Source organism: Rudaea cellulosilytica DSM 22992 (genome assembly GCF_000378125.1).
GTDB lineage: Bacteria > Pseudomonadota > Gammaproteobacteria > Xanthomonadales > Rhodanobacteraceae > Rudaea > Rudaea cellulosilytica.
The window spans coordinates 1,712,219-1,725,318 of sequence record NZ_KB899241.1 but is presented as its reverse complement, the minus strand read 5'-3'; the positions used below and the strand labels follow the sequence as shown (position 1 = coordinate 1,725,318).

Annotated in this window: 6 protein-coding genes; all 6 read left to right on the top strand. The window is 64.7% G+C overall.

Translation table 11 applies throughout. The features are described 5' to 3' along the window. Window positions 1-132 precede the first annotated feature (132 nt). The 6 genes from F455_RS20080 (at window position 133) to F455_RS0107610 (ending at window position 13,079) form a co-directional block, all read left to right on the top strand. Complete coding sequence (locus F455_RS20080; RefSeq protein ID WP_018972693.1) at window positions 133-2,451, top strand: TonB-dependent receptor; 2,319 nt, start codon at window positions 133-135, stop codon at window positions 2,449-2,451. Between the two features lie 81 nt (window positions 2,452-2,532). Continuing rightward, a complete protein-coding gene (locus F455_RS0107630) occupies window positions 2,533-3,507 on the top strand; it encodes a peptidylprolyl isomerase (RefSeq protein WP_051084168.1) in 975 nt (324 codons plus the stop codon). Window positions 3,508-3,568: 61 nt separating this feature from the next. Continuing rightward, window positions 3,569-4,174, top strand: coding sequence for a helix-turn-helix domain-containing protein (locus tag F455_RS0107625; RefSeq protein ID WP_018972691.1), 606 nt, complete (start codon window positions 3,569-3,571; stop codon window positions 4,172-4,174). 118 nt (window positions 4,175-4,292) lie between these two features. Continuing rightward, on the top strand, window positions 4,293-7,124 hold the full coding sequence (locus tag F455_RS0107620) for a valine--tRNA ligase (protein ID WP_018972690.1): 2,832 nt from the start codon (window positions 4,293-4,295) through the stop codon (window positions 7,122-7,124). A gap of 72 nt (window positions 7,125-7,196) precedes the next feature. Continuing rightward, entirely contained in the window at window positions 7,197-9,290 is a 2,094-nt protein-coding gene (locus tag F455_RS0107615) for a S9 family peptidase (protein WP_018972689.1), read from the top strand. A 165-nt stretch (window positions 9,291-9,455) separates the two neighbouring features. Further along, the gene (locus F455_RS0107610; protein WP_018972688.1) at window positions 9,456-13,079 is read left to right on the top strand and encodes a DUF748 domain-containing protein; all 3,624 of its coding nucleotides are present in this window, start codon (window positions 9,456-9,458) and stop codon (window positions 13,077-13,079) included. Window positions 13,080-13,100: the final 21 nt, after the last annotated feature.

Below are 13,100 nucleotides of genomic sequence, written 5' to 3'. Positions count from 1 at the left end.
CAGCCCGCGCGGCCAGCGATTTCGCTAGGTCGTGTCGACACGCCACGGCGGTCGATCGCCCGATCTGCCCTTAGACCCGCAGCACCGGCAGGATGCCGCCATCCGCCCACTCCACTCCCCGGGGAACATCCAATGAACACACGCTCCAGCGCTTCTTCCGCCGTCCGATCTCGCGCGCCGCATCCGACGCGCAACAAAATTGCACACGCCGTCTTCTGTGCCCTTGCCGCGCTGACTTTCGCCAGCGCCCATGCATCCGAGGCCAGCGATGCGACGACGGCTACCGCCGACCCACAGGGCAAGCCGACCGATGCGAATGCGGATACGTCCGCTTCGCTCGAAACGGTGACAGTCACCGCGAACAAGCGCTCCGAGTCGCTGCAGAAGGTGGCGATGAGCATCTCGGCGATCGACGGCAAGGACATGACCAATGCCGGCTCGCAGAACTTCACCGACCTGATCTCGAGCGTGCCGAGCCTGGGCATCTTCAAGACCGGCTCGGGCCGCTCGCAGATCATCATGCGCGGCGTCAACGCGGGCAATTCCTCGGAAGACGATCCGCAGACGCAGGAGACCGTCGGCCTCTATGTTGACGATGCACCGGTCGCGATCAACGGCTTCAATCCCGAGTTCGGCCTGTTCGACCTCGAGCGCGTCGAAGTGCTGCGCGGTCCGCAGGGCACGCTGTACGGCGCGGGCTCGATGGCCGGCGCGATCCGCCTCGTCACGCGCAAGCCGCTGCTCGACACGGTCGAAGGCAGCGTGGAAACCTCGGTCGCCGACATCGATCACGGCGGCACGAGCTACGACCTGCGCGGCGTGATCAACGTGCCGCTGGTCAAGGACGTGGCCGGCCTGCGCGTGTCGATGTACGACGACCGCAACGGCGGCTTTATCAAGAACACGACCACGGGCGAGAACAACATCAACCGCGCCGACGCCGCCGGTGGGCGCGTCGCGCTGCGCGTACTGCCGACCGACAGCCTCACCGTCGACCTGTCGATCTGGGCCCACGACCAGAGCGATCATGGCCGCGGCCTCGACGAGACCGGCAGCTACACGCGCTCGTACAAGTCGCCGGAGAATTCGAACGAGGACTACACGCTGTCGAACCTCACCCTGACCCAGGCCCTCGGCTGGGGCAGTATCGTTTCGTCGACGTCGTATTTCCAGATGAACATGCTCAACCGCTGGAACCTCGACAAGATCTACACCTCGACGTATCCCGCGCTCGGCCTTTCGGCAAACGGTCCGACGGCATCACTGGCCGACCAAACGCATCTCAACGACTTCACCCAGGAAGTGCGCGCGGTCTCGAACGACGATGGCGTGCTCAAGTGGCTTGCCGGCGCCTACTATCACCGGCGCAATCGCGGCTACACCAACGCCTTTCCCGATCCGGGCTGGGATGCTTACACGGGCTTCCCGAGCGCCGACTTCGGCGCGCCGCCGGACTATCCGTTCTGGGGCATCCAGAACGTGCACATCGAGGAAGCCGCGCTGTTCGGCGAAGGCACGTACAAAGTCGGCAATTTCTCCCTGACCGGCGGCCTGCGCGCCTTCGACTGGAAGGAACGCCACTGGCAATACCAGTCCGGCTTCTTCAACGGTGGCGCCACGTCGAACGGCATGCAGCATTCGAAGGAGAACGGCGTCAATCCGAAGGTCAACGTCGCCTACGACATCGACGAGAGCAACCAGGTCTATGCGCAGGCGGCGAAGGGCTTCCGCTATGGCGGCATCAACCAGGTCATTCCGCTCAACCTGTGCGGTGCCGAGCTGGAGGCGAACAATCTGCATCCGTCGACCGACTATGGCTCGGACAGCCTTTGGAACTACGAGATCGGCGACAAGGCGAGCCTGCTCGACAACCACCTCACCATCAACGGCAGCCTGTACCTGATCAAATGGAACAACGTGCAGGTGCGCCGCGGCCTTAATTGTGGCGTCAACTACGTCGAGAATGCGGCCGGCCTGACCAGCAAGGGCGCAGAGCTGGAAATCGCCTGGCGCCCGATCCAGAACCTGAAGGTCACGGCGGGCGGTTCCTACACGCATTCCACGATCGATGCGGACACGCCCGAATTGCCGGCGCTCAAGGGTGAATTCGCTCCGTTCGTGCCGAAGGTCTCGCTCAATGCGAACGCCGAGTACACGTTCCCGCTCGGTGCCGACATGCACGGTTTTGTCTGGGGCGGCTGGAATTACGTCGGCAAGCGCACCACCCAGTTCGATCCGGCCAATTCGCTCTACCGCGTGATGGACGCCTACGACACGCTCAACGTGCGCGCCGGCGTGCAGTGGAGTTCGATGGAAGCTTCGGTATTCGTGCAGAACCTCGGCAACAGCGACGGCGTGATCCGCCAGGTGTCGGCGACGCCGTTCTACCCTGACGGCGCCTACCGCGTGCAGCCGCGCACGATCGGTGCGTCGTTCCGTTACTGGTTCTGAGCACCGTGATCCGGCGTCCATTCATTCCCGCGCGTTCGGGAATGAATGGACGGTTGCTGCAAACCCATCGAGGATATGACGATGACCCAACCGCATCGAAGCCGTCCGACACGCTCCTCCGCGCGCATCGCATCGCTTTGCGCACTCGGCTTGGCTACGATGCTCGCCGCATCTCTCCCCGCCAAGCCACCTGTGACCGCAGCGAAACCCGCCTCCGCCCCGACCACCGCCGCTGTGCTCGCCGCGGCCAAGCCCGGCGACTGGCGCGCGCTCGATCCGCAGAACACGCTCTACCTCGACTTGCCCAACGGCCGGGTCGTCATTGAACTCGCCCCGGCGTTCGCGCCGAACCACATCGCCAACATCCGAGCGTTGGCGCGCGAGCAGTACTACGACGGGCTCTTCATCGTGCGCGCGCAGGACAACTACGTCGTGCAGATGAACGACCCCGACTACGAGAACGAAGCCACGCGCAAGCCGATCAAGACGGCCAAGCGCCACCTCGCCCCCGAGTTCACCGTCGCCCTCGACGCGAAGGCGCCGTTCACGCGCCTACCCGACGCGGACGGCTACGCGCCGGCGACCGGATTCTCCGACGGCTTCGCCTCGGCACGCGATCCGCAAGCGCAGCGCATGTGGCTGACCCACTGCTACGGCTCGGTCGGCGTCGGTCGCGACAACGCGCCCGACTCGGGCGGCGGCGCGGAACTTTACGTCGTCATCGGCACGCCGCCGCGCCAGCTCGACCGCAACGTCACCGTCGTCGGCCGCGTCGTCAAGGGCGTCGAGCTACTGTCGACGCTGCCGCGCGGCACCGGGCCTTACAGCCTGTACGAAAAACCCGAGCAGCGCACGCCGATCAAGAGCATCCGCGTCGCCGCCGACGTGCCGGAGAAGGAACGCGTGGCGCTCGAAGTGCTGCGCACCGACACGCCTACGTTCGACGCCTACATCGAATCGCGCCGCAACCATCGCGAAGAGTGGTATGCGGTAGCGGCCGGACATATCGACGTCTGCAACATCGAAGTGCCGGTCCGGCCTGCAGGCGGACGCTGAAGCATCACGGGGAGGCCCTTCTGCACGGGAAGAGGGGAAAAGAAAACAAGGGAGCAAACGCATGAGCACGGTCGCCAAGCGAAAAACCAAACCGCGCCTCGGCAAGCTGCACATCGGCATGGGCGCGCGCATCCAGCACCGGCGCAAGCAGCTCGGCCTGACCCTGAGCGAGCTCGGCGCGCGCGCCGGCCTGTCGGCGCCGTTCCTCTCCCAGGCCGAGCGCAATCAGACGGTGCCGTCGATCATGTCGCTGATGGCGCTGGCCAAGGCGCTCAAGGTCGATCTGCAGTACTTCCTCGAAAGCCCGACCGAGCGCAACATCGTCTGCCGCGCCAAGGAACGCCCGCGCATCCGCATCAATTCGCCGGTCACGTTCTACGATCTTTCGTCGAGCCTGATCCATCGCATGATGGACGCGATCCTCATGGAAATCCCGCCCGGCCATGCCTTCCCGACCGATCAGCGCGACGGCGAGGAATTCGTCATGGTGCTCAAGGGCCGTATCCACGCGCGCGTCGGCGAGATCGAGACCGTGCTCGGCCCCGGTGACAGCATGCATTTCAATTCGCAGTCGCCGCATTCCTCACGCAACGAAAGCAAATCCAAGGTTGTCCTGCTCTACGTCGGCACGCCGAGCGTGATCGGCGAAGAGCCAAGCGGCGGATAATTCTCGCCGCGGTACGACTTGGGCGAACCGCCTCACATCGTTACAATTGCCGCTCCTTTCTTCCCCTTCTGTTTTCCGCCCGCCGCTTGCGGCCGACGGAGGATTTACCGACGCCCGTATGGAAAAGAGCTACGAACCCGCCCAGATCGAGGACAAGTGGTACGCCGCGTGGGAAGCCGCGGGCGACTTCCAGCCACGCGGTGACGGCACCCCGTATTGCATCCTGCTGCCGCCGCCGAACGTCACCGGCACGCTGCACATGGGCCACGCGTTCCAGCAGACGATCATGGACGCGCTCACGCGCTACCACCGCATGCGCGGTTTCCGCGCGCTGTGGCAGGGCGGCACCGACCACGCCGGCATCGCGACGCAGAAGATCGTCGAGAACCAGCTCGCCGCCGCCGGCAAGTCGCGCCACGATCTCGGTCGCGCGAAGTTCGTCGAGCGCGTATGGGAGTGGAAGCAGGAATCCGGTTCGACGATCACCAACCAGATGCGCCGCCTGGGCGCGTCGGTCGATTGGTCGCGCGAACGTTTCACGATGGATCCTGGCTTGTCCGCCGCCGTGCGCCGCGTGTTCGTGCAGTGGTACCGCGACGGCTTGCTCTATCGCGGTCGCCGTCTGGTGAACTGGGACCCGGTGCTGATGACTGCCGTGTCCGACCTCGAGGTCGACAACCAAGAAAAGGAAGGCTCGCTCTGGCTGATCCGCTATCCCGCGAGCGACGGTGGCGAAGGCATCGTCGTCGCGACGACGCGCCCGGAGACGATGCTCGGTGACGTCGCCGTCGCGGTGCATCCGGAAGATGAGCGTTACCAGGCGCTGATCGGCAAGACGTTGAAGCTACCGCTGACCGGACGAGAGATTCCGGTGATCGCCGACGACTACGTCGACCGCGAATTCGGCACCGGCGGCGTCAAGATCACTCCGGCACACGACTTCAACGACTGGCAGATCGGTGCGCGCCACAAACTCACACCGATCACGATCCTGACGCTTGATGCGAAGATCAACGACAACGCGCCGGAAAAATATCGCGGCCTCGATCGCTTCGCCGCGCGCAAGGCCGTGCTCGCCGATCTCGAAGCCGAAGGCCTGCTCGTCGAGACAAAGAAGCACAAGCTGCAGGTGCCGATCAGCCAGCGCACCGACGCGGTGATCGAGCCGATGCTGACCGATCAGTGGTTCCTCGATCTCACGAGCGAGACGCGCGTCGACGGCAAACCCGGCCCGGGCGGCCGCAAAGCGATCACCGAACCCGCGCTCGCCGCGGTGCGCGACGGCGAGATCAAATTCGTGCCGGAAAACTGGGCGACGACCTACAACCAATGGCTGGAAAACATCCAGGATTGGTGCGTCAGCCGCCAGCTCTGGTGGGGGCATCAGATTCCGGCCTGGTACGACGAAGCCGGCAATATCTTCGTCGGCGAGGACGAGGCCGACGCGCTCGCGCACGCGAGCACGAAACCGGTTGGCGCGCTGAAGCAGGACGAGGACGTGCTCGATACGTGGTTCTCCTCCGCGCTATGGCCGTTCTCGACGATGGGCTGGCCGAGCGAGGCGCCGGTGAAGAACGAGCGCGGCGAGATCGTCGCGAACTGGCCGCAGGATCAAGCGTTCCTGCCGAGCGCGGTGCTCGTCACCGGTTTCGACATCATCTTCTTCTGGGTCGCGCGCATGGTCATGGCGACGCAGTATTTCACCGGCAAAGTGCCGTTCCGCGAGGTCTACATCAACGCCATCGTGCGCGACGCCGAAGGCCAGAAGATGTCGAAGTCGAAGGGCAACACGATCGATCCGCTCGATCTGATCGATGGCATCGACCTCGACTCGCTGGTGAAGAAATCGACCGCTTCGCTGCTTATCCCGCAGGTGCGCGAGAAGGTCGAGAAGCGTATCCGCAAGGATTATCCCGACGGCATCGCCGCGGTCGGCACCGATGCGCTACGTTTCACCTTCGCCGCGCTGGCAACTTACGGCCGCACGATCAACTTCGATCTCAAGCGCGCCGAGGGCTACAAGGCATTCTGCAACAAGCTGTGGAATGCGGCGCGCTTCGTGCTGATGAATATCGAGGCACCGCCAGTCGCACCCGCGCGGCCGCAGACCGAAGCCGAGCAGTGGATCCTCGCGCGCCTGCGCGCGACGCTCGCGGATGTCGAAGCGCAGATGAAACTCTACCGTTTCGATCTGGTCGCACAGGCACTGTACGAATTCGTCTGGAACGAATACTGCGACTGGTTCGTCGAGTTGGCGAAACCGGCGCTCAACGGCGACGACAAGGCCGCAGCGGAATCGACGCGACACACGTTGCTGACCGTGCTCGAAGCCGCGCTGCGTGCGCTGCATCCGATCACGCCGTTCATCACCGAAGAAATCTACCAGTCGGTCGCGCCGTTGCTCGGCTTGAAGGAAACCAGCATCACCCAGCGCAGCTATCCGCGCGCCGAGGATTTCCCCGCCGACGATGCGACCGCAAGCGCCGACATCGAATGGTTGCGCGCGGTGCTGGCCCAGATCCGCCGCATCCGCAGCGAGATGAACATCGCGCCGGGCAAGGCGATTCCGCTGCTCTACGCAAACGGCAGCGCCAGCGATCACACGCGTACGGACAAGTTCGCCGCACAGATCGCGTTTCTCGCCAAGGCCGAATCGCAACGCTGGCTCAGCGCAGGCGAAGCCGAGCCCGCTTCCGCCGCGGCGATCGTCGGCGAGATGAAATTGCTGATTCCACTCGCCGGTCTGATCGATCTCTCGGCGGAGAAGGCGCGACTGGAAAAGGAGATCAAACGCCTCGACGGCGAACTCGCGAAGTCGAGCGCGAAGCTCGCCAACTTCGGCGAGAAGACGCCGCCGGCCGTGATCGAGCAGGAAAGGCAACGTGTTGCCGACTTTTCCGCGACATTGGCCGGCTTGCGGGAACAGTTCGAAAAGCTCAAACAAATCTGAGCAGTAAAGCCAAGGTGAAAGACGTCATTCCGGCAGACGCCGGAATGATGAAAAATGCGTTGGGGAGATACGATGAAAATCCGCCACATTCTTTTCTTCCTGCTTGCGGCAACGGCTTCAGCGTACGCCGAAGAAAAGAAGGTCATCACCCACGAAGACCTCTGGCTGATGCCTCGCGTTGGCGCACCGGTCACGAGTCCCGACGGAAAATATGCGGCGTTCAACGTCACCGAGCCGAGCTACAAGAAGGACGAGAGCGCGACCCACCTGTGGTTAGTCGCCACCGACGGCAGCACGCCTGCGCGGCGCCTCACCGCGAGCAAGACCGCGGAGAACGGCATCGCCTGGAGCCCTGACTCGAAACGCATCGCCTTCGCAGCCAAGCGTGGCGACGACAAGGTTGCGCAGGTCTGGATTCTCGACCTGGCCCAGGGTGGCGAAGCGATCAAGGCGACGACATTGTCGACCGGCGCCACCGAGCCCGAGTTCTCACCCGAGGGCAAGCGTCTGTTGTTCACCAGCCACGTCTACACCGAAGCGAAGAACGACAAGGACAACGAGCGCATCGCCAAGGAACACGAAGAGCGCAAGTACAAGGCGCACGTCTACACCGGCTTTCCGATCCGCAACTTCGACAAGTGGATCGAGGACACGCGCCCGCACGTGTTCGTGCAGACGATTGGCGCGAACGATGCGCGCGATCTCCTCGTCGGCAGCGCGCTCGCGAAACTGCCCGGCTATTCCGCGCCCGACGAGAACGCGGGTTCGACCTGGGCGCCCGACGGCCGCAGCATCGTCTTCGTCGCCAGCCGCAATCGCGATCGCGCCGCCTGGCAGTTCACCAACGCCGACTTGTTCCAGGTTTCCGTCGACGGCGGCGAACCGCAGCGCCTCACCGGTGCCGACTCGCTCGACGCGGGCGACAGCTATGGCAAGCCACGCTTCAGCACCGACGGCCGCACGCTCTACGCGGCGGTGACGCCGCAGACGGGTGCGGTATACAACGCCTCGCGCCTCGCCGTGATCGATTGGCCGAGCGCGAAAGCCCGCGCGCGCATCGAGTTGCCGAATCATCTTTCGGTCGGCAGCTTTGCGCCGGCGCCCGACAGCCGCACGGTGTACCTGACTGCCGAAGATGCCGGCCAGGAAAAACTCTATCGCGCCGCGACCGGCGACAAGGAAGCCAAGCTCGTCGGCGCGCCCGCGCACGGCACCTGGGCAAACCTGAGCGGTGGGCCGAAGTCGCCCGTGCTGCTCGCGCAGTACGAGTCCGCGAGCGAGCCGCCGGAGATCGTGCGCCTCGACACCTCGGGCAAGATGCAGAAGCTCACCAATTTCAGCGCCGAGCGCGCGGCCAAGCTGGACCTCGGCCCGGTCGAGCACTTCGCCTTCACCAACGCACGCGGCCAGCGCATCGACTCGATGCTCGTGAAGCCGCCGCATTTCGACCCAGCGAAGAAATATCCGCTGCTCGTGGTCATGCACGGCGGCCCGTTCTCACAATGGCGCGACCAGTGGGTGCTGCGCTGGAACTACCACCTGCTCGCCGCGCCCGGCTACGTCGTGCTGCTGACCAACTACGTCGGCTCGACCGGCTACGGCGAAGCGTTCTCGCAGGCGATTCAGGGCGATCCGCTGAAAGGTCCGGGCGACGACATCAATGCCGCCGCCGATGAGGCGATCAAGAAGTATACTTTCATCGACGCGAGCCGCCAGTGCGCCGCGGGCGCGAGCTACGGCGGTCACCTGTCGAACTGGATGCAGGCGACGACGACGCGCTACCGCTGCCTCGTCAGCCACGCCGGCCTGGTCAACCTCGAAGCGCAGTGGGGAACCTCCGACACGATCTACGGCCGCGAAATCGGCAACGGCGGCCCGGTCTGGGAGCAAGGCGCGGTGTGGCGCGAGCAAAATCCGATTCGCTACGCGGCGAAGTTCAAGACACCGGCACTGGTCTCGGTCGGCGAGCACGATTTCCGCGTGCCGATCAACAACGCGCTCGAATACTGGTCCGCACTGCAGCGCCAGCGCGTCGAGAGCAAGCTCATCGTGTTCCCGGACGAGAACCATTGGGTGCTCAACGCCGAGAACTCGAAGTTCTGGTACGGTGAAGTGCAGGCGTGGCTGGCTCGATGGTTGAAGGACGAAAAGCCAGCGAGTAGCTAAATCGGACTTCAATCCGGAATGCGTCATCCCTCCCTGCAGCAATTTCGAAGCGCCAATCGGACTCGATGAATCGAGCCCCTACGACCGCACGTGAACAGTGTCTCGCGCAACGGGACTTGTGGGAAGATTCGGTCCATCGGTTTCGATGAAAGGACGCTCAAGGCCATGACCGCATCGACAGCCTCGTTGAAAACCCGCGCGCTGGATGTGCGCGATCGCGTCCTCGCGCTGCGCCATTCGCAGCGCGCGCGCAAGCTCGCCTTGATCGCGGCAATCGTGCTGATCATCTATGCGCTGCTCGGCTTCTTCCTCGTGCCCGCGCTGCTGCAGCGCTGGGTCGATGCGAACGCGGGCAAGCTGCTCGGCCGGCCGGTATCGGTGGCTGCGCTGCAATTCAATCCGTTCACGCTCAAGCTCGGCGCGGACCAGGTGCATATCGCGGATGGCGACGGCAAGGCGCCGTTCGTCGACATCGACCGCGTCGTGCTCAACGGCGCCTGGACCTCGCTGCTGCGCTGGGCGCCCGTGCTCGACGAGATCAAGGTCGAGCATCCGCGCATCGCGCTAACGCGCATGGCAGATGGGCGCTTCAATTTCTCCGATCTGATCGAGCATTTTTCCGGCCCGCCGGCAAAACAAGGTGGAACGCCTGCGCAGCCCGCGCGCTTCTCGCTGTCGAACATCAGCATCCACCACGGCGAAATCCGCTTCGACGACAAGCCGACGAACGCGAGCCACCGCGTCGAGGACATCGAGGTCGGCATCCCGTTTCTCGCCAACCTGCCGAGTGACGTCGACGTGTTCGTGCAACCCCTGCTCGCGGCACGCATCGACGGCCGGCCGCTGCGCATCGAGGGCCAGACCAAACCATTCAAGGACAGTCTCGAATCGACGATCGACCTCACCCTCGATCGCCTCGACCTGCCGCAGTACCTCGCCTACGTGGCCGCCGAGTTGCCGGTGGCGATTCCGAAGGGCTTCGTTTCCGGCAGCGTGCGCGCGCATTTCGTCCAGGACAAAGCGGCACAGCTGCGTCTCGACGGCGCGATCGTGCTCGACGATTTCGCGATGACCGACAAGACGAAGACGCCGATCGCCGAGGCGAGCCGCGTGATCGCCTCATTCGCCGACGTCGAGCCGCTGATTTCGCGCTACCGTTTCGACAACGTCAATCTCGATCACGCCAAACTGCGCTATGTTGCCCGGACGGGCGGGCGCAGCAATTTCGACGCGCTCTACGCGAAGCCGAAACCGGCGGGCGACAAGATCCCGGACAGCGAATTCGCCATCGCGCATCTCGGCCTCGTCGCCGGCCGCTTTGACTATGTCGACGAGACACTGGCGGATGCGACCGTGACCATCGACAGCCTCGCCGGTTCGGTGACCGGCATCGATACGACCAAGGGCACGATCGCGGCCGTCGAGGTCAAGGCAAAGCACAACGGCGGCGACCTCGCCACGCGTGGCAAGCTCGACCTCGCCGCGAGCCGCTACGCCGGCACGTTGAACGCATCGAGCGTCGGCCTCGCGCCGCTGCAACCGTTCGCGCTGCCCGCCGGCAGTGGCGCGACGATCCGCAGCGGTGTCCTCGACACCGAAGGCAGTTTTGTCGCCGACTGGAAAGGTCTGTTCAACCTGCATGTCGAACCGGCGAAATCGACGCTGCGCGATGTCGCGATCGTCGTGCGCGACGCCAAGGAGCCGGCGATCGCGTGGAAGGCGCTCGACGCCGCGCTGGTGAAGTTCGACCTCGGCGCCGGCGAAGCGCACCAGGGCGACGTCGTCATGCACGGATTGCGCGTCAACGCGCGACGCGAACGCGACGGCAGGATCGATCTCGCCAGCCTGATCGGCAACGAGCCCGCGACGAAAACCGCCGCTGCGGCGAAGTCCGCCAAACCGGTGCAACCGTGGAAATGGAGCGTCGCGCGCCTCGCCTTCGACGACGCCGCGGCGACGATCGAGGACCGCACCACGGCGAAGCCGACGCGGATCGCGGTCGAAGCGATCAAGGGCGACGTCACCGGCTTGAGCGAAGACATGAAGCAAACGCTCAAGCTCGCGTTGAGCGGCGCGATCGGCCAGGGCGGTTTCGAAGTCAACGGCAACGTCAAACCCACTCCGCTCGATGTCGATCTCAAGTTGAAGACGCGTGAACTCGATGTCGCCGGTCTGACCGCGTATGCCGAAGTGCCGCTCAACGTGCGTGTGTCGTCGGCGCTGCTGACCAGCGACGGCGAACTGCGCTATGCCGCGACCAGCCCGGCCAAGACCGCGTACCGCGGCCGCGTGACGCTCGGCCGCCTGCGCGTGCTCGACAAGCTGACCGGCGACGACTTCGCCAGTTGCCGCTCACTCAATATCGGCGCGATCGACTACGTGCAGAACGGCGCCGCGCCGATGCAGCTCAAGCTCGGCGACATCGCGTTGTCCGATTTCTACGCGCGCGTCATCATGAACGCGAACGGCAAGCTCAATCTCAGCGACATCGCCGGCGCGAACGCGGCGACGCCGGTGTCGGTCACGCGCGTCGAAGGTCCGTCGAATCCGGCACCCGCGGCGCAAGCCGCAACCCCCGCGCCCAAGCCCGAAGCGGCGAAACCTGCCGCGGCTATCCAGGTCGGACAGATCACGCTGTCGCGCGGCCATCTCAATTACACCGACAATTTCGTCAAGCCGAACTACACCGCCGACATCACCCAGCTGTCCGGCAAGATCGGCGCATTCGGCACAGCGGGCGGCACGCCCGCGCCGGTCACCCTGCGCGGCCTGCTCGACGATAACGCGCAGGTCGATATCGACGGCAAGATCGACCCGCTTGCGCCGGTTGCCTACGTCGAGATCAAAGGCAAGGCCGACGGCGTCGAACTGACCCACCTGTCCGCGTATTCGGTCAAATACACCGGCTATCCGATCATCAAGGGCCGCCTCAATGCCGACGTCAGCTACCTGCTCGACCAGGGCAAGCTCAAGGCCGACAACCATCTCTACATCGACCAGCTCACCTTCGGCGACGAGAACAAGGACCCCGGCGTGAGCCACCTGCCGGTCAAGCTCGCCGTCGCCCTGCTCAAGGATTCGAACGGCGTGATCGACGTCAACGTGCCGGTATCCGGCTCGCTCGACGATCCGCAGTTCTCGCTCGGTGGCATGGTCTGGCGCGCGTTCGCGGGCATGATCGCTAAGGCCGCGACCGCGCCGTTCCGTCTGCTCGCCTCGGCATTCAAGGGCGGCGACGGTCCCGGCGAAGATCTCGGCTACGTCGAATTCGCGCCTGGCGCCGATCGGCTCGATGCGGCCGCCGAAGCCAAGCTCGCACAGATCGCGAAGATCCTCGGCGAGAAGCCGCACCTCAGTCTCGGCATCATCGGCCGCACCGATCCGGCTTTGGACATCGAGGGATTGCGCCGTGTCACCGTCGACGAACTGATCCGCAGCGAATACGCACACGACCACGGCGACGAGGCCGCCTCCGCGCCGCTGTCGCCCGCCGACACCGACAAATATCTCGAAGCCGCGTACAAGCACGCGAAGTTCCCGAAGGAAAAGACGCTGGTCTGGCTGACCAAGTCGCAGCCGCCCGAGGAAATGCGCCGCCTGCTCGAAGCGAACGTGACGATCGACGACGGCTCGATGCTGCATCTCGCCGAACGCCGCGCCGGCCATGTCGTCGGCTTCCTCCATGGCAAAGTCGAAGACCGCCGGCTGTGGACGCTCGCGCCGCAACTGACGCCCAAGGGCATCGACGACCAGGGCAAGACGACGCGGGTGGATTTCACTCTCCAGTGACGTTGCGCGCTTCGCGCGCTT